This is a genomic window from Flavobacterium ginsenosidimutans (assembly GCF_037478105.1).
GTDB classification, from domain to species: domain Bacteria; phylum Bacteroidota; class Bacteroidia; order Flavobacteriales; family Flavobacteriaceae; genus Flavobacterium; species Flavobacterium ginsenosidimutans.
Genome location: NZ_CP147988.1, coordinates 4,861,273 through 4,881,197, shown reverse-complemented (window position 1 = coordinate 4,881,197; position 19,925 = coordinate 4,861,273). Strand labels below are relative to the sequence as shown.

Below are 19,925 nucleotides of genomic sequence, written 5' to 3'. Positions count from 1 at the left end.
TCTTTAGATACTTACAAAATAAAAATCGTCTTTTTTCTAACGAGAAGAGACGATTTTTTTTACTTTTATATTGAATCTTAAATCGTTAAATATGAAAGTTGTATTACTAATGTTGTCTTTTTTTGTAGCGAGTTTTTCTGTAAACGCCCAAGCTGCTAAAGTTATTACTTCAGTAAATGAAGCGGGTGATGTTGCTACTTTTGAATTAGATTGTTCGGTTAAATTTCAAACTCTTGCCAAAGGTCTTCGCTATAATATTACAAGACATGAGTTTAAAGGCCCTGAATTAAAAAACTCGTATCGACTTTTGTTGGTTATGGATGGTTTTTATTCGAAAACATTAAATAGTGAAATGACTATTTCTGCCGTTTTAAGTGATGGAACTGTTATAGAAGCTAGAAAAACTATTGAAGATGATGGTTTTTTTGATGGCGCTTGCACCCTTAAGATTAAAGATCCTCAAGCGCTTTTAAGTGCTGATATAGACAAAGTAATTGTTCATGCTGATAAAGATGTTGTTTATACTTTAACGCCGCAAAATAAAGCTGTTTTCAAGAAGAATTTGAGTAATATAATTAATGCGAAGTAAGGATCTAAGGTACTAAGGTTCTGAGATGCTGAGTTTCTAAGTTTTTTGTTTTAAGATAAAAAAAATCCAAATTCCGATTAGCAAATTGGAATTTGGATTTTTTATATTGAATTTTTCTAATTTTTAGTGTCCGCCGCCTTCGCTTTGTACGTGGCTGATTCCTTGTTTTTTCAAGATTTTAGGACAGTAGAAACCGTAGAATCCTAAATATGCAAAACCAATAAGTGGTACAATGTAAGAGAAGTGAGTGTATGTGATACCGAAAATTCCGTTTGGATTTGTTGCATCTAAATCACAGATACTTCCTTGAACTAATGGAATAACTCCACCCCCAAGAATCATCATGATTAAGAAAGAAGATGCTTTTCCTGTATTTTTTCCTAAACCAGCAATTGCTAAATCGAAGATTGATGGCCACATGATAGACAAGAATAAACCTCCTGAGATAAAGAAGAATTTAGCAATTTCTGGGTTTGGCCAAGCTAATCCTAATACCATCATTGTTAATCCTGAAATTCCGAAAAGCATTAATGTTTTTCCAGCGTTTTTACCACCAACAAAACTTACAGCGATAAATAATAAAATCCAGATTGGGTAGATATAGAATGAAGAAACATCGTGTGCAGCAAAGATATTTGCTCCGATAATTACTCCAAAAGCTACAGCTGGTACGATAAATTTAAGTGCAGTATTTACTAAGTTTGAAGTGTTGAATACGTTTGCTCCACCATTCCAACGACCGATCATTAAACTTCCCCAGTAAAGAGCAATAAATGGTGCAACAGCATCTTCTAGTACATTTCCGAATTCAGATGTATGTAATAAAGCTGGTAAATTACTAATGATTGTTACTTCAGTACCTACATAAATAAAAATTCCTAACATACCCAAGTATAATTGCGGGTAGTCAAGAATGTTAAAACTACTGTGTTTTTCTTTAATTATTGCTTCTTCCTCTTTTACTGGATCTTCGATTTTTGAGAAATTCATAAATACAGCAACAGCAATAAAAGCCAATCCTAAAATAATAAATGGTAATTTAATATCTTCTAAAGAAAGAGCTGTTTTTTTGTTGTCTCCCATTCCAAACAAAGCGATACCTAATAAAATCGCACCGATTGTTGTTCCGAAAGAGTTGATTCCTCCAGCAAGAGTTAAACGGTGCGCTCCAGTTTCTGGGCTACCCATTTTAATTGCTAATGGATTTGCTACAATTTGTTGAATCGAGAATCCTAATCCTACTGTAAATAAAGCTGTTAAAAAGAAAGGGAAACTTTGAGTTGTAGCAGCTGGAACGAATAAAAATGAACCTACAGCAGATAAAATTAATCCTGCAGATAAGGTTCTTTTGTAGCCGTATTTTTGCAAAACGTCTACTTTTAATGAAACTATGAAGAATATAATTGATCCCACAAAGTAAGCTGCATAGAAAGCCCATGCTACTAATTGTGATTGTACTTGCGATAACGTAAATACTTTTTTGAATACTGGAATCAGGATATCATTGGCAGATCCAACGAAACCCCAAAAGAAGAAAACAATTATCAAAGAGATAAATTGTCCCCATTTGGTTTGTACATTTTCTGAAGTCATAATAATGAGGTTAATTTTTTATTATTTGTTTTTTGAAGACCGTAAATATATTTGTTAGGATTATCAAAAAAAAATAAAAAGGCATAAATAATGTTAAATTTAAACCAACGACAGTGTTTTTTCAACAAAGTGTTAATTTTAACCTACTTAGAAAATGTAATTCGTAATTATATTTTATTCCAGTATCTTGTTTTTGACCTCTTTACTGTAGTTTCGGCCTATTGGAATGTTATAAGATTGTATTTGCACGCGGTTTCCTTCAATAGATTTCACCTTATTTAGTGCAATGACATAAGATTTATGAATTCTAAGAAAGCGATCTGCAGGTAATTCTTCAGATAATGATGTAAGAGATTTATGAGTAATATAGGTTTTATCGGGAGTGACAACTTTTATATATTCCTTCATTCCTTCAACAAACAGAATTTCTTCAATATTAATTTTCATCATTTTTTTATCGACTTTAATAAAAATATGAGAATCGCCTTTTGTGGTTTCGACTTTAATATTGTTTTTGAGATTATATTCAGTTGTAATTTTATTGATACATTTTATGAATCTTGGAAGCGGAATTGGTTTTACCAAATAATCTAATACATCGAGATCATAACTTTCGGCAGCAAATTCCCTAAAAGCGGTTGTGATAATTACTTTGGTTTTGCTTTCAATTAGACTTATAAGTTCAAAACCTGTCATCATTGGCATGTTGATATCTAAAAAGACGGCATCGACAGGTGTACTGTTTATAAAATCCAGTGCCTCCAAAGAATTATTGAATGTGGCTATAACTTCAAAATCTGTAAAATTGGTAAAATAATTTTGCAGGACTTTAATAGCTAAAGGCTCATCATCAATTAACACGCATTTAATCTTCATTCTGAGTTGGTATTTGTAATCTAATTATGTAGAAATTTAGTTTGGTTTTGTGCTTAAGACTAAAATCGTTTCTGTAAATAAGCTTTAATCTCTTTTTCGTATTTACTAAACCAATTCCTCTTTTTGGATTATGATTTTGTGAAATTACGAAATTATTTAAGATTTCAAAATCAAGTGTTTTATTGTCAATAACTTTACAGTTGATTTTGATTTTTAAATTTTTGTTATTCAAACCGCCATGTTTAAATGCATTTTCTACTAAAGAAATAAAGATTAGCGGAGGAACAACTACATCTTCAATGTTTGATTCCAGATTTATTGTCACTTCGACGTTTTCAAAACGAAGTTTTTCTATTTCAATATAATTTTGAATATAGTCGATTTCTTTAATTAAAGGTACAAACTTGGTTCCTTTTACATCGTACAGAACATACTCCATTAAATTAGAAAGTTTAATGATTACATCTGGAACTTTCTTAGAAGATTCTAATGACAGTGCATATAAATTGTTTAAGGTATTGAAAAAGAAATGCGGTTGAATTTGATTTTCCAGATATTTCAATTTAATCTTAAACTGATTTTCTCGTAAAGATCTATTTCTTTCGCGTTCTCTCAACCAAGTCAAAGTAAGATAAACTGAAGAAGCCATTGCTAAAACGTACAGCTCTCCTATGCAAACTGCAACAATATGGTTAATTTCAAACGGATGATATTCTCGATTGGCTTCTGGCCAGATGTTTTCAGAAATAATATAATAGGTAAGAGCAGTCTTCGCTAAATAAATTGCAAATAAACTCAAAAGTAAGAAAAACGTATAAGTGATATATTTTTGCTTTAATACATACTTTGGAACTAAAACGAATAAGTTGAGATATACTAAAGGTATAACAAGTGAAAATTCGATCAAGTTCGATTTGAATGCATAAGGATAATCATTGAAATAAGCTCCCCATCTTAAAAAATTCAAAGTAAAATAAACTCCCCAAAACCATATATGGTTTCGCAGTTTAATATCAAATTTAACTTTCTTAATTTCTTTCAATTGGTTTTAAGATATTTAGCAATTTTAGTTTTTCTTAACAAGAAGTAAATAAAGTGCAACTTTAAACAATTAACTGCAAAGCGACAATTTTTTTGAATAAAATTTCGCAAAAAAAGGATATCGGTGCTTTTTTTTTCATGTAGAACGTTTTCGTAAAACGTATTATTGAATGATTTATGTCGTTCGTTTAAATTTTGTTGTCGTTGGTTTAATTTATTTTTTTTAACAATGCCTTAAGAATAATTTTACTTCATAACTAACAAAATAAAATAAACATGAAAAAAATTTTCTTAATCTTTATGATTGTTTTTACGGCGCAGGTTTCGCTTGCACAAGTAAAAAGTGTCAAGGGTGTGATTACAGATTCTGAGGGTATGCCATTACCAGGAGCTTCTGTTGCTGTACAAGGAGGTCAAAAGGGAACAACTACCGATTTTGACGGATTGTATACAATTGAAGTTCAAAAAGGTCAAAGTTTAGTTTTCACATATGTAGGGCTAGAAACTCAGACTATCGTTGTAGGAGATGCTGCAACAATTAATGTGAAAATGGTTCAGGCAGCATCTAATGCATTAAATGAGGTAGTGGTAACTTCTTTAGGTGTTAAGAAAACAAGAAAATCTTTGACTTACGCGGCTCAAGAACTTAAAGGGGAAGAGTTGACTCGTGTTAAAGATGCCAACGTTATTAATACTATTGCGGGTAAAGTTGCGGGTGTTGCAGTAACAAAAAGTTCTGGAGGTACTGGAGGATCTACAAAAGTAGTTATTCGTGGTAACTCATCTATTATGAACAGCCAGCCACTTTACGTTATTGATGGTATTCCTATGTATAATGGTACTTCAAATCAGCAGGGTAATACAAATGCGTCAAATGATTCATTTGGAAGTACTGCTGGAGGTAACCGTGACGGAGGAGATGTTATTTCTTTGATTAATCCAGACGACTATGAAGGAATGACTGTACTTAAAGGTGCAGCAGCTTCTGTATTATACGGATCTCAAGGAGCAAATGGGGTTATTTTATTGTCTTCTAAAAAAGTTAAAGAAAATAAAGGGAATTTAGCTGTTTCTTCTGTTACTACTTTTGAATCTGTTCATTCATTACCAGAATTTCAGTATGAATATGGAACAGCGGATGCACAAAAATCTTGGGGAGGAAAAGTACAATCAAATGATTTTGTAAAAGACTTCTTTAACACAGGAGTTACTCAAATTACTTCTGCTGCTTTTACAACTGGATCTGATATTTCTTCAACAAGTATATCTTACGCTAATACTACAGCTTCAGGAGTTATTGAAGGTAACGGGTTAAAGAAAAACAACTTTGGAATCCGCCAGACAGGTAAATTTTTCAACAATAAATTAACTGTTTCTGCTGATGCAAAATATACATCACAAACAATTAATAACAGACCTGTAAACGGACTTTACTCAAACCCATTAACGGGAGTTTATTTGTTCCAAAGAGGAAATGACTTTAATTATTATAAAGATAATTTCGAAACATTTATTCCTTCTAGAAACCTATACGGTCAAAACTTTTACAGCGCACCAAATGCTGATATTTATGTTCAGAATCCTTATTGGTTAATCAATAGAAATAAATCTATTGATAAAGATAATTTCTTCAACGGAAATTTAGCTTTAGAATACAAAGCAAACAATTGGTTAAGCATTGCTGCAAGATATAGCTATAATAGAGTTGAAAATGATTATGATAAAAAGATTTATGCTACGACCAATACTTCTTTATCTAATATAAACGGTAGATATATAAACGTTGCTAATTTAAGCACACAACGTTACGGAGATTTGATTGCTAAAATTAATACTAATTTCAACGAAGATTTTAGCTTTAATGCTATTTTAGGAGCAAGTATCAATAACACATTAGCAAATCAATCGACTACTTTAGATTCTGGTATTGTTGGCGGACTTGTAAATGCTAACTTGTTTACTTTGGGGAATTTTGCAAGTGCTAGTGGTTTAGATAACTTAAGCCTTCAGGCTACAGGTTCTTCAAGAGAGGTTCAGTCAATTTTTGCTTCTGCAACTTTTGGTTATAAAAACATGTTGTATTTAGATGTTACAGGACGTAATGATTGGTCTTCTACTTTAGTAAATACTGATACTCCATCTTATTTTTATCCATCTGTAGGGGTTACTGCTCTTATTAGTGAAATGGCAACAATGCCAGAATGGATTAACTTCGGAAAAGTGAGAGGAACTTATGCTCAAGTGGGTAATGACGTTTCTGCTTTTGTAACTTCTCCAAAATCGACTATTCAGGGTGGTAATATTATTCCTCCTGTAGTAGGGCCAAGACCAGGTGAAGGATTGAAACCTGAATTGAAATCAGAATTTGAATTTGGTACTGAATGGAGAATGTTCAACAATAGATTAGGTTTCGAAATTTCATACTACAACTCAGAAACTAAAAATCAATATATTCAAGTTCCGGCTCCAGCAACAAACCCTTACGGTTATACTTTCTACGGAATAAATGCTGGTAGTATTGCCAACCAAGGTATCGAGCTTGTTGTGAGTGGAAAAATTATTGAGGGACAAAAATTCTCATGGGAAACAATGGTAAATTATTCTCATAATAGAAATAAAGTAAAAGAAATCCCAGCAGAATTAGGAGGTCAAATTCCATTAACTCCTGTAAATAATATTAATTACAGATACTCTTTAACTGAAGGAAGACCATTTGGTGTTATTGAAGGAAAAGGTATCGTGAGAAATGATAAAGGGGAAATTGTTTTAGATGATAAAGGAAACTTAGCAGTTGAAGCTGATTTCCACGAAGTTGGTAATGCAAACCCTGATTTTATGTTAGGCTGGTCAAACACATTTAAATTTGGTTCTTTTACAGCTAATTTCTTGATCGATGGTCGCTTTGGTGGAGATGTAATGAGTATTACTGAAGGTATGAATGATTTTTATGGAGTATCAAAAAGATCTGGAGATGCTAGAAATGCCGGTGGTGTTGCTGTAAATGCAGTTATGCCTGATGGCACGAAAGTGACTAAAATAGATGCTCAAAAATACTATGAAGCTGTAGGTGGTCTTAACGGTGCTACTGCTGAGTATGTATATGATGCAACAAATGTAAGTTTAAGAGAGGTTTCGCTTGGATATACTTTCAACAAAAAAGCAATTCCATTTGTTAATACAGCAACTTTATCATTAATCGCAAGAAATTTATTCTTCTTTTATAAAGATGCACCATTCGATCCAAACATTGCTTTAAGTACAGGTCAGGGCTTACAAGGAGTTGATATTTATGGTTTACCATCAACAAGAAGTATTGGTCTTAATTTAAATGTAACTTTCTAATTAAAACATCATGAAAACAAATAATATAAAAAAATCACTAATCTGTCTTGGTCTTTTGGCTTTAGTTGGTTGTACAGATAATTTTGACGAGATTAATAGCAATCCTGATGGTTTTACACAAGAGGAACTGACACAAGATTTTAATCACATTAAAGGTCCTTTTACAACGATGTTTGACAACGTTATGGTAAACGTTCCAGGTTGGAAATATCAGGTTGCAATTGACTTATCTGGGAATACTTGGGGAGGTTATACGACAGCACCAGGTTTTGATGGTAACAATAACCTTTCTTATGCACTTTCTGATAACTGGAACCTTTGGGGTTGGGAAGCTATTTATACACAAGTAATGGCAAATTACTTAAAAGTTGAAGCTGCATCTAAAGGAAAATATGATGAGTTTTATGCTTTGGCAACAATAGTAAAAGTACAGACTTTACATAAAGCTGCAGATTCATGGGGACCAATTGTGTATTCAAAACTAGGAACAACAGATGCTGCAATTGGGTACGATTCTCAGGAAGAAGCTTATGGATTAATGTTTAAAGATCTAGATTTTGCAGTTGAGGAATTAACAAAAAGAATTGATGCAGGAGAAGTAAGTTCTTTTACAAAAATCGATCGTTCGACTTATAAAGGAGACTATACAAAATGGGTTAGATATGCAAATTCTTTACGTTTAAGATTAGCAATGCGTATTGTAAAAGTTAATCCAACTTTGGCTAAAACGGAAGCAGAAAAAGCGATTAGTCAAAAATTTGGTGTAATGACAGTAAATGCAGACAGCTTTATTGTGAATAAAGATGTTTCACAACACCCACTTAGAGTTGCTGCTTACGAATATAATGATAGCCGTATGTCTGCAGATATGGAATCTATCATGGGAGGTTACAATGATCCTAGAATAAGTGTTTATTTTAAAACTTCAGAAGAGTTTCCTGGAGAATATAAAGGAATTCGTACTGGTGGTATTCTTGGTGATAAGTCAAAACACATTAAGTTCTCGAACTTTGGTAAGATAATAGATGAAGACAAACAAGTTGTTTGGTTAAATGCAGCTGAGATTTATTTCTTAAGAGCAGAAGGAGCTTTAAGAGGCTGGAATATGGGCGGTGACGCTGCAACACTTTACAAAGCAGGTATTACGGCTTCTTTTGAACAGCTTTCTGTTGGTGGTGCCGCTGATTATATTGCAGATAATGTAAAAACAGCTAAAGATTATGTAGATCCAGTTGCTCCATTCAACAGTGGTTTAGCTGTAAATAAAGTAACTGTTGCTTGGGATGATGCTGCAAGCAACGAAGTGAAATTGCAAAAAATCATTACTCAAAAATGGATTGCTAATTTCCCTGACGGTATGGAAGCTTGGGCTGAACACCGTAGAACAGGTTACCCTAAATTATTGCCAATTCTTAACAACCAAAGTGCTGGTGCAATTACTACTGAGTACGGTGTTAGAAGAATAAACTTTGTTTCTACTGAAAAAGATGGAAACCCAGAAGGTCTTAAAACAGGTATTGCAAAACTTGGAGGACCTGATAACGGAGGCACCAGAACTTGGTGGGATGTTAACGCTCCGAACTTCTAAAAGAAAAAACAAGGATATTAAGTTTGGTTAGTAGTAATGGTATAGATTGCGAGAGTGATCTATACCATTCTTAAAATCAAAATGGTAATTACTACAAAAAAAGAAAAGAAATGAAAAGTGCTTTAGAAATAAAACCTGATATCAGTTACAAAAGCGCGGGAAAATTTGAAGAAACTCGATTTGAAAAAATTCATAACGAGATCTTCAAGAGTTCTATTGAAGCCTCTATAATTGTAGCACAGGAAATTGCGCAGCTAATTAGATCTAAGCAGGAAAAAAATAAAGCTTGTGTTTTAGGTTTGGCAACAGGTTCTTCTCCGATAAAAGTTTACGAGGAACTAGTGAGAATGCACAGAGAAGAAGGACTAAGTTTTAGCAATGTAATTACTTTTAATTTGGATGAATATTATCCGATGACTAAAGAGAATAATCAGAGCTATCATTATTTCATGCATGAACATCTTTTTAATCATATTGATATCAAGCCTGAAAACATTAATATTCCAGACGGTACAATAGCAATTGACGAAATAAATCAATACTGTATCGATTATGAAATGAATATTAAAAATGCAGGAGGACTTGATTTTCAATTATTAGGAATTGGCCGTACAGGGCACGTTGGTTTTAACGAACCAGGTTCTCACATCAATTCTGGAACTCGAATTATTACATTAGATCACATTACAAGAGTCGATGCTTCGTCTGCTTTTAATGGAATTGATAATGTGCCGAAACGTGCCATAACAATGGGAGTTTCAACTATTATGAGATCAAAGCGTATTGTTTTGATGGCTTGGGGACAAAACAAGGCAGATATCATTAAAAGAACTATTCAAGGTGATATCAGTTCAGAAATACCAGCTACATTTTTACAGAATCATCCAAATGCAACTTTCGTTTTAGATCAGTCTGCGGCATCAGAATTAACCCGTTTTAAAACGCCTTGGTTAGTTGGAGAATGTCTTTGGACACCTGAAATGAAAAGTAAGGCAATTGTTTGGCTTTGTCAGAAAACAAAACAATCTATTTTAAAATTGACAGACCGTGATTACAATAATAACGGAATGTCAGATCTTTTGGCTCAAGAAGGTTCAGCTTACGATATGAACATCAATATGTTTAATATTTTACAGCATACCATTACCGGATGGCCAGGAGGAAAACCAAACACAGATGATTCTCATCGGCCAGAAAGAGCAAATCCGGCAAAAAAGAGAGTAATTCTTTTTAGTCCGCATCCAGATGACGATGTTATTTCTATGGGAGGAACATTTTCAAAATTAATCAAACAAGGACACGATGTTCATGTGGTATACCAGACTTCGGGAAATATCGCTGTTTCAGATGATGAAGCATTAAAATTTGCAGAAGTAGCTAGTGATTTTGTTGGAAATGAAAAAGCAGATATCAATTTTAAATCGGTTATCGAATTTTTAAACAATAAATCAGAAAACCAGATCGATTCTTTGGAAGTTCGAAAATTAAAAGGATTGATCAGAAGAAGAGAATCTTATGGAGCAACAAGATATATTGGTTTAAAAGATGAGAATACACACTTTTTAGATCTTCCATTTTATGAAACAGGACAAGTTAAAAAGAATCCGTTAGGACCAGAAGATATTGCTATTGTAAAAGATATTATTGCTAAAATAAAACCACATCAAGTTTTTGCTGCTGGAGATCTTGCAGATCCGCATGGAACACATGAAGTTTGCTTGAATGCCATTTTTGCTGCATTAAAAGAACTTAAACCAGAACCTTACATGAACGATTGTTGGTTATGGCTTTACAGAGGAGCTTGGCACGAATGGGATATTCATGAAATTGATATGGCAGTTCCGTTGAGTCCTTCAGAGGTTTTATTAAAACGTCACGCCATTTTACATCACCAATCTCAAAAAGATAGAGTAATGTTTCAAGGTAATGATTCTCGAGAATTCTGGGTTAGGGCAGAAGATCGAAACAAGAATACAGCCATCTTATATGATGAATTAGGTTTAGCTGAATATGAAGCAATTGAAGCCTTTAAACGCTTTGATTACTAAAGCTTTATGATTCGTTTTTGAACGAATCAAATGACAAAATTCAGATGATTATCTGGTAAAAGTGAGGTAATGCAGAAGTCATTCTGAATTTTGTCTTTTTTTATATAAATTAGGATACTTATTAAAAACTATCCAACCAAAAAAAAGAAAAATGAAATATTTATTTGTACTATTATTTGCAGGTATATCGGCAGGTGCGCAAGTCCAAAAAGAGCAGCTGAACCTTATGCCTTGGCCTCAGAATGTTGTTATTAATGAAGGTAATTTTGCTTTAACCAAAAATTTTAAAGTCAATATTACAGGAAATCCGAATCCAAGAATTTTTGGCGGAGTAACTCGCTTTTTGCGCCGTTTAGATGGTAGAGCAGGTATATTTTTCGAACAAGGTTTTATTACCAAATTAAATGAAGTTCCAAATGCAGAATTACAAATCAATTGTACTAAAAACGGAAAAATTGGTTTGTATGAAGACGAAAGTTATCATTTAGATATTACTTCAGGCAAAATCACTTTAAATGCATCAAGCGATTTAGGTGCTTTACATGGTTTGGAGACATTATTGCAAATGCTTCAAAACAACTCGACTTCTTTTTATTTTCCAAGTTCAAAAATTTCAGATTTTCCAAGATTCACTTGGAGAGGTCTAATGGTTGATGCTTCTAGACATTTTCAGCCAATTGACGTAATCAAAAGAAATATTGATGCATTGGCAGCAATGAAAATGAATGTTTTTCACTGGCATTTAGTTGATGATCAAGGCTGGAGAATCGAAATGAAAAAACATCCAAAGTTTACAGAATTGGCTTCGGATGGAATGTATTACACACAAGAGGAAATTAAAAATATCGTAAAATATGCTGATGAGCGCGGTATTTTAATTGTTCCTGAAATAGATGTTCCTGGTCACGGATCTGCAATTTTAACGGCTTATCCTGAAATTGGAAGTAAAGTAATTACACTGACTGGTGGAACATCCGAAAAAAATATTCAAGGTACAGCAATCGCTAACTATGGAGTTGAAAGAAATGCTGGAATTTTTACACCAACATTAGATCCTTCAAATCCTAAAACATACCAATTATTAAGTGAAGTTTTTGATGAGGTTTGTCCATTATTTCCTGGTGCTTATTTCCATATTGGAGGAGATGAAAACGAAGGAAAAGATTGGGATGCAAATCCAAAAATTCAAGAATTCAAAAAGAAACATAATTTAAAAACCAACCACGAATTGCAAACTTATTTCACGATGCAATTGGCACCGATGTTAAAGAAACACGGAAAACAATTAATGGGTTGGGAAGAAATTTTGACCAAAGATTTATCTAAAGAAGCCATTGTGCATTCTTGGAGAGGTCCAAATGAAGGAATGGCAGCAGGGCAATCTTTAGTAGATGCTGTTAAAAAAGGATACAAAACAGTTTTATCAAACGGTTACTATATTGATTTAATGTATCCAATTGCAAGTCATTACCTAAATGATCCAATGCCAAAAGGAGCGAACTTGACAAGTGACGAAAAAGCAAGAATTTTGGGTGGCGAAGCAACAATGTGGACAGAATTGGCTACACCAGCAACGATCGATTCGAGAATTTGGCCAAGAACAGCTGCAATTGCAGAAAGATTATGGTCGGCAGAAGATATAGTTGACGTTGAAAATATGCGTAAACGTTTAGAGACAGTTTCTTTTAGATTAGAAGAATTAGGTATTACACACATTCGCAATAAAGATGTGATTTTAAGAAATATAGCAAACAATCAAAATATTCAGCCGCTGGAAGAATTTTCTAAAGTTAGCGAACCATTAAAAGGATATACTCGTAACAAAGGAGGAACAGAGTACCAAATGTATTCTCCATTTACATTGTTTGCAGATGCTTGTGGGCCAGATGCAAAAGATGCTTTAGCATTTGATGCAGCAGTAACTCAATATTTAGCTAATAAATCAGCAGACAATAAAGCCAAAGTAACTTCATTTTTCAATAAATGGATTACTGTTCATAAAGATTTAACGGCACTAAGTGCAAACGCACCATTAGTACAGCCAATATTACCATTATCTAAAAAACTAAATGATGCTTCTCAGGAATTATTATTGGTTTTGGATAATAAATCAACTTTAAAATCAGAAGATCTAAAAAAAATGATAGATCAATGTAATACAAAAGATCATGCAGATGTTGAACTGTCTGTTTATGAGAGTTTAAAAAAATTACTTTAAGGTTTGGTTTGAATTAGTATTTAGTACGTTTTTAAGACTGCTAATGTTTTTTTAGAGAGTTAATTACTTCTGCCATGATTCTATGGCAGGGGTAATTATAATGTTGAATTCTCTATTTTAAATAATACTATATCAGGTATAATAAATAATAATTAACTATAAAAAAATAACCAATAACGGAGTATTAACCTTTAAAAACCAAATAAAGAGAATAGAATAAAACATGACAAAAAAGAGTATAGATTGATGAGTAGTCCCAAATTTATCATTTGTATTTGACATTAATTTTTTTTTAAAATTATAAATAAATATCAATCACTACTATTGGCTAATGATTATGTATGAATCAGTAATAGTAATATTTATCTATAGAATTTAATTTGAGTTTATTTCCAATCGACAGCGGGCTTCCAATCTGCAGTTGAGCGAAACCCAGAAGTTTTTATACTGCTGCGGCCCAATTACTTATTTTCTATTAACTAATATTTATTAATTATGAAACATTATTACAGATTGCTCTTTTTGTTACTGTTTCCCTTACTTGCGTTGGCACAACCGGCCCACGGAAAAAAAGTAGTAGGGTATTATGCACAATGGTCTATTTATGCTCGGGATTTCAATGTTCCGAAAATTGATGGAAGTAAAATTACGCATTTGAATTATTCTTTTTATGGGACAACTTATGATCCTGCCCATCCACAGAATACAAAGTTAAAATGTTTGGACACGTATGCTGATTTTGAGCATATGGAAGGAGGCATTCCTTGGGATGCTCCAGTAAAAGGAAACTTTTATGATTTAATGAAATTAAAAGAAAAGTATCCTCATTTAAAAATTTTAATTTCTGTTGGAGGCTGGACAAAAGGACAAGATCTTTCTCCAATTGCTGCAAGTCCTGTAGCAAGAGCAGCTTTAGCAGCAGATATGGCAAACTTCATTACTACATATCCATTTATAGACGGTTTTGACATCGATTGGGAATATCCTCTTTCGGGTGGAACTGATGGTACAGAAATAGTAAATGGTTCGCCTGTTCCTCCACAAAAATATAGCCCAGATGACAACAAAAATTTGGTTTACCTATTAAAAGCCATGCGTCAAGCAATGCCAAATAAACTGGTTACGATTGCTGCAGGAAACAATGTTAGAAATGTTTCTAAACAGTATTTAGGACCAAATAACAGATCACAATACGGAATGACAGAAGACATTTCTACTTATTGTGATTACATCACCTATTTCGGATATGATTTTGGAGGAAACTGGTATGACAAAACCTGCTACAATGCGCCATTATATTCAAGCGGAAATACAAATGACCCGCTTTATGGAGCAACACAATCAGAATCATTAGACGAATTAACCAATCAATATTTAAATGTAATTGGTTTTCCTGCGAATAAATTAATCATGGGATTGCCTTTTTACGGAAAGAAATTCGACCACGTTGCAAATGATGGAACAAATCCTAATTTACCTGGATTATTTGTTTCAGCGCCAAGAGATATTGTTGGAGGATGTACCAATCCGCAAAATCCAATTGGAACATGGGATGGTTCTGGAGCGTGCGAGCGTTCTGGAAGTATTGAAATCTGTGATTTAGTTGGGAATTCAGTTACTAATTCACATGCTTATTTAGATCCAAATACAATGCAGGTAACAGCTTCTGCAGCTTCTGCAGGATGGGTGCGTTATTTTGACAATACAACAAAAGTTCCTTATTTATATAATGCTACTAGAAAAGAGTTTATTTCATATGAAGATAAACAATCAATGGATTTAAAAGTTCAGTACATAAAATCAAGAAACTTAGCAGGAGGTATGATTTGGGAATTATCTCAAGATACCAGAGGTTCAATTCCGAATTCATTATTAAACCAAGTAGATACTTCTTTTGGAAGCGTTGTTCCAGGAACAGTAAGTATTTCTGGTTCTGTAAAAAACGGATCGGCTTTGGTTACCAATGTTACAGTTGAATTGAGAAATGCAAGCAATGCAGTGATTCAAACAGTCGTTTCGGCTACTGGAAATTTTGCATTCAACAATTTAACTTCAGGACAAAATTATTCGCTTACAGCATTAAAAGCGAGTTATACCTTTACTCCAGTATCGTTAACAAATGTTACAACAAATCAGACAGCGGTTGTAATCAATGGAACACAGCCAACTTACACGGTAAGCGGAACAGTTCTTGACGGAACAACTCCTGTTTCTGGCGTAACAGTTTCAGCAGTTTCTGGAAGTACGACTTTAACAGCAGTTTCAAATGCAAGTGGAGTTTACAGCGTTGCAGGTTTAACAGCGGGATTAAACTTTACAGTTTCAGCTGCGAAATCTGGATTTTCTTATGCGCCAGCTTCAACTGTTTACAACGCAATTGATGCTAATAAAACGTTGAATTTCACGCAAGGTGCAGCAGTCGTAACTTACACTGTAAGCGGAACAGTTCTTAACGGAAGTACTGCAGTTTCTGGCGTAACAATTACAGCAGCTTCTACAGCAGGAAATGTTACTGCAACAACTAATTCTAGCGGAGCTTATTCGCTAACTTTAGCTTCTGGCGGAAATTATACTGTTACTGCAGCTTTAACAGGACAAACTTTTACTCCAGCTTCAACAGTTTATTCTAATTTGAATGCTAATAAAACGTTGAATTTTACTCAGGATGTTGCAACAACTACGAGTAAAATTAGTGGAACGGTTAAAAATGGAACAACTCCAGTGGCAGGCGCAAAAGTAGAATTAGTTTTACCTTGGACAGACAATAACCACAACTGGAAAAGTGTTTTGGCAACAACAGATGCACAAGGAAAATACAGTTTTGATAATTCAGTTATAGACGGTTATACACAAGCTTTAAGTTTAAAACTAAATTCATGGCAAAATGGAGAAGTGGCTTATTATCCAAATAATTTAGCAAACTTCGCAATTCCAGCAACTCCAACTGTTTATAATTTTAATACAAGTTCAACAGCTAAAGTAGCTTTAGCAGCAGCGACAAACTTAATTAGCGGAACAGTTAAAAACGGAACAACTCCAGTTTCTGGTGCAAAAGTAGAAATCGTTCTACCTTGGACAGATAGTACACATAACTGGAAAAGTGTTTTAGCAACAACAGATGCATCAGGAAATTACACTTTCGATAATTCAGTTGTAGCGGGTTATACACAAATTTTAAGTTTGAAATTAAATTCATGGGAAAATGGTGAAGTGACTTATTATCCAAATAACTTAGCAAACTTCGCAGTTCCAACAACTCCAACAGTTTATGATTTTAATAGACAAGCAGTGGTTGCGACTAAGCCAATGGTTACGATTACAGCACCAACAGCTTCAGCGATTGCTATAAATTTAGGATCAGCAATTAATTTTGTTGCGAGTGTTGGATTAAGTGCTTCTGATGCCACTACAATCTCATCTGTTGTATTTAGTTTAGATGGACAAAACTTGACTGCTACCAATTCTTCGGGAACTTATACAGCGGTTTGGACGCCTGTAGCAAATCAGTTTTCGCAAAGTCATACATTAACTGTTACGGCTACTGCATCAAACGGAACAACAGATTCTAAAACATATAGTTTTGCATTAACTTGTTCAGGTGCAAACTGTCCAAATACATTACCAACAATTACTTGGAATTCACCATCAAATACTACTGTATACCAAAGTTCTTTCCAAGCTGTGCCAATTTCAGTTACAGCTGTTGATAGTGACGGATCGGTTTCTGGTGTTACTATTACAATAAATGGAGGCACATTTAATATGACAGCAGGTACAAATAATACTTATACGTATAATTTTACGCCAACTGCTTATCAGGATTATCCAGTTGTAATTAAAGCAACAGATAATAAAGCTGCAGTAACTACATTAAACAATACTATTAAAATTGCTACAATAAGTGGTAATAGATTCATTCCGCTGCCATCTAAAATTATTTTAGGATATGCACATTCTTGGGAAAATACGTCTGCTCCATTTTTATATTTTTCTCAAATAAAGGGAAGTAAATTTAACGTAGTTGATTATTCTTTCGTAGAAACCGTTAATCGTGATGGTTATACGCCAATACTAACTACAAATGATGCTAGATATTTGACTAATGGCGTTTTCGATAAGCAATTGTTGAAAAATGATATAAAAACTTTAAGAGATAGTGGTGTTCCAGTTATTGTTTCTATTGGAGGTCAAAATGGTCATGTTGTTCTGGAAAATGTTACTCAAAAAAATATATTTGTTAATGGTCTAAAAGCGATTATTGACGAGTATCAATTTGATGGAGTTGATATTGATTTTGAAGGCGGATCGATGAATTTTAGTGCAGGAGGTTTAAGAGATATTTCTTATGCGGGTATTTCTGCTTATCCAAGATTGAAAAACGTAGTAGATGCTTTCAAAGAACTAAAAGCGTACTATGGCCCTGGATTTTTATTAACTGCAGCTCCAGAAACACAATATGTACAAGGAGGATACACTACTTATACAGATACTTTCGGTTCGTTCTTGCCAATCATTCAAAACTTGCGTAACGAATTGGATTTGTTAGCGGTACAATTGTATAATACAGGAGGAGAAAACGGATTAGATGGTCAGTATTATGGTACAGCTAAGAAAGCAAACATGGTTACAGCCTTAACCGATATGATCATAAAAGGGTATAACATTGCTTCAACAGGAATGCATTTTGATGGCTTGCCAGCTTCAAAAGTTCTTATTGCATTGCCAGCTTGTCCGAGTGCAGCGGGTAGCGGTTATTTAACGCCAGCAGAAGGAATTAGTGCTATGGATTACTTAAGAAACGGAACTACTTTTTCTGGAAGAACATACGCTATGCAGCCAGGCGGACCATATCCATCTTTAAGAGGTTTAATGACTTGGTCTGTAAACTGGGATGCATCTTCTTGTGGTAATTCATCTGAATTATCTAAAGCGTACGCGGCTTATTTTGCATCGCAAGGCACAGCAAAAACATTGGTTGTAGATGATATAACGACTGAAAGCAATACGACTGTGGCTTATTTTAGAAACAATACTTTATCTGTATCTAACGAAACAGAAGAAATTGCTCAGGTTGACGTATTCAATACGATAGGACAAAATGTTACAAGTCATAGAAATATTCAAAACAATAAAGAAGTACTGCTTAATAGCCCAAGTTTTGCTAGTAAACAGATTTTTGTTGTGATAGTAACAGATAAATCAGGCCACAAAAAGTCATTGAAAGTAATGAACTTTTTGAACTAAAATAAAAGGATTGAAAATTTAGAAATAGAAAATTGGGATGGTTAAAATTGAGTTTGGTTATTTATGTTTTAATCTATTTTTATTTCGAATAAATGCTGTGAACTGAGGTAATTTGTTATTTGGTTTTTGCCTCAGGTAGCGCATTATGAACCTGGTAGTTTTTACTGCCAGGTTTTTTTATGTTTTAAAAGAGCACAAAGTATGTCATTGCGAGGAACGAAGCAATCTCACTTGCTAGATCAATTTTAGCGCGTTTGCTTCGTCCCTCGCAATGACAAATTAGCGGGTGAAAAAAAATCAGTACTTTTGACTTTTATTACTATCGCATAAAACTTCATGAAAATAGCATTCACTATTATAATCTCATTTTTAATTTTCAATACTTCTTTTAGTCAAAACAAACTCGGAAATCCAGAAGTTGATCCTATTCAAATACAGAAAAATTACGAACAATGGTCTGTTTATCAGAATAAAAAAATTATGCTTTCGAGAGATTTTAAAGCGTTGGATGTTGTATCAAAAGAAATTTCAAAAGAAACTTTTTTAGATCAATTAGCAAATGGAAATTTCATCCCAATCCGATTAAAATCTGAAGCTGATATTTATGTTTACAAACTCTTTAAAATCCTGCCAAAAACAGATACAAGTATAAAAGCGACAATCAATCAAATTGGTTTTGATGCTTATAAAAATTACAAAATGGAAGGAACAGCTTTTCCGCAATTTTCATTTAAAGATTTAGACGGAAATTTGGTGACCAACGAATCCATGAAAGGAAAAATCATTGTGATAAAATGCTGGTACATTCACTGCACACCATGCATTAGAGAATTTCCGCAAGTCAATAAACTGGTTTCAGCATATAAAGATCGAAAAGATATTATTTTTATAAGTTTAGCCGAAGATTCAGCAGAACAATTAAAAACTTTTTTAGCAAGAAAACCACTTTTATATTCCGTAATTCCAGATATGAAAGTCTATATGAATGAATCTTTACAGTTGAATTCATTCCCAACACATTTTATTATAAACAAAGAAGGAATGATTGCTAAAGTGCTTCCGAACTTTGAAAGTCTTGAAGTGGCATTGGTAAAAGAAAGTAAGCTCTAACCGAATTAATCTCGCAAAGCAACCCCATTTTTGTCATTTCGACTGAAAGGAGAAATCACACTAGTTAATCGACAATGATTGAAGACATGCTTTGCGGAGTTTCTTGTGTGATTTCTCCTTTCAGTCGAAATGACAAACTGTAACTTTAAATTAATAGGATTTAAACAAAACTTTGCGCCTCTGCGCCTCTGCGAGAAAATTACCCGTTTGCATAAAAAACCTTAGCACCTTAGCATCTTTGCAACTTAGAACCTTTTTCACTACTTTTGCACCAAA

At 33.6% G+C, this 19,925-nt stretch carries 10 protein-coding genes; 7 read left to right on the top strand and 3 right to left on the bottom strand.

The features are described 5' to 3' along the window. Positions 1-91 precede the first annotated feature (91 nt). A complete protein-coding gene (locus tag V6624_RS20865; RefSeq protein WP_111285222.1) occupies positions 92-589 on the top strand; it encodes a hypothetical protein in 498 nt (165 codons plus the stop codon). Positions 590-712: 123 nt separating this feature from the next. Here the strand turns inward: V6624_RS20865 and V6624_RS20860 are convergent, their stop codons facing one another. The 3 genes from V6624_RS20860 to V6624_RS20850 form a co-directional block, all read right to left on the bottom strand. Further along, positions 713-2,182 (bottom strand): MFS transporter, encoded by a 1,470-nt coding sequence (locus V6624_RS20860; RefSeq protein WP_111285220.1) that lies wholly within the window; start codon positions 2,180-2,182, stop codon positions 713-715. A 174-nt stretch (positions 2,183-2,356) separates the two neighbouring features. After that, the gene (locus V6624_RS20855) at positions 2,357-3,058 is read right to left on the bottom strand and encodes a LytR/AlgR family response regulator transcription factor (RefSeq protein WP_111285218.1); all 702 of its coding nucleotides are present in this window, start codon (positions 3,056-3,058) and stop codon (positions 2,357-2,359) included. Further along, entirely contained in the window at positions 3,048-4,100 is a 1,053-nt protein-coding gene (locus V6624_RS20850) for a sensor histidine kinase (RefSeq protein ID WP_111285216.1), read from the bottom strand. Before V6624_RS20850 ends, V6624_RS20855 begins: the two co-directional genes overlap by 11 nt. A 275-nt stretch (positions 4,101-4,375) precedes the next feature. Between V6624_RS20850 and V6624_RS20845 the strand changes: the two genes are divergently transcribed. From V6624_RS20845 to V6624_RS20820, 6 genes are all read left to right on the top strand, one after another. Further along, positions 4,376-7,441, top strand: coding sequence for a SusC/RagA family TonB-linked outer membrane protein (locus V6624_RS20845; protein ID WP_111285214.1), 3,066 nt, complete (start codon positions 4,376-4,378; stop codon positions 7,439-7,441). Positions 7,442-7,451: 10 nt separating this feature from the next. Next, entirely contained in the window at positions 7,452-9,029 is a 1,578-nt protein-coding gene (locus V6624_RS20840) for a RagB/SusD family nutrient uptake outer membrane protein (RefSeq protein ID WP_111285212.1), read from the top strand. A 110-nt stretch (positions 9,030-9,139) separates the two neighbouring features. After that, positions 9,140-11,077: a glucosamine-6-phosphate deaminase gene (gene nagB, locus V6624_RS20835; protein ID WP_111285210.1), complete on the top strand. Its 1,938-nt coding sequence runs from the start codon at positions 9,140-9,142 to the stop codon at positions 11,075-11,077. Positions 11,078-11,228: 151 nt separating this feature from the next. Beyond that, on the top strand, positions 11,229-13,295 hold the full coding sequence (locus V6624_RS20830; protein WP_338840043.1) for a beta-N-acetylhexosaminidase: 2,067 nt from the start codon (positions 11,229-11,231) through the stop codon (positions 13,293-13,295). Between the two features lie 495 nt (positions 13,296-13,790). Continuing rightward, a complete protein-coding gene (gene chiA, locus V6624_RS20825) occupies positions 13,791-18,539 on the top strand; it encodes a T9SS-translocated chitinase ChiA (protein ID WP_338840042.1) in 4,749 nt (1,582 codons plus the stop codon). 336 nt (positions 18,540-18,875) lie between these two features. After that, entirely contained in the window at positions 18,876-19,649 is a 774-nt protein-coding gene (locus V6624_RS20820) for a TlpA disulfide reductase family protein (protein WP_338840041.1), read from the top strand. Positions 19,650-19,925 lie beyond the last annotated feature (276 nt).

Excerpts from the sequence above, each read along its gene's own strand:
- chiA (WP_338840042.1), top strand. The coding sequence starts at position 13,791 with ATGAAACATTATTACAGATTGCTCTTTTTGTTACTGTTTCCCTTACTT.
- V6624_RS20840 (WP_111285212.1), top strand. The coding sequence starts at position 7,452 with ATGAAAACAAATAATATAAAAAAATCACTAATCTGTCTTGGTCTTTTG.
- nagB (WP_111285210.1), top strand. The coding sequence starts at position 9,140 with ATGAAAAGTGCTTTAGAAATAAAACCTGATATCAGTTACAAAAGCGCG.
- V6624_RS20830 (WP_338840043.1), top strand. The coding sequence starts at position 11,229 with ATGAAATATTTATTTGTACTATTATTTGCAGGTATATCGGCAGGTGCG.
- V6624_RS20845 (WP_111285214.1), top strand. The coding sequence starts at position 4,376 with ATGAAAAAAATTTTCTTAATCTTTATGATTGTTTTTACGGCGCAGGTT.
- V6624_RS20865 (WP_111285222.1), top strand. The coding sequence starts at position 92 with ATGAAAGTTGTATTACTAATGTTGTCTTTTTTTGTAGCGAGTTTTTCT.
- V6624_RS20820 (WP_338840041.1), top strand. The coding sequence starts at position 18,876 with ATGAAAATAGCATTCACTATTATAATCTCATTTTTAATTTTCAATACT.
- V6624_RS20860 (WP_111285220.1), bottom strand. The coding sequence starts at position 2,182 with ATGACTTCAGAAAATGTACAAACCAAATGGGGACAATTTATCTCTTTG.
- V6624_RS20855 (WP_111285218.1), bottom strand. The coding sequence starts at position 3,058 with ATGAAGATTAAATGCGTGTTAATTGATGATGAGCCTTTAGCTATTAAA.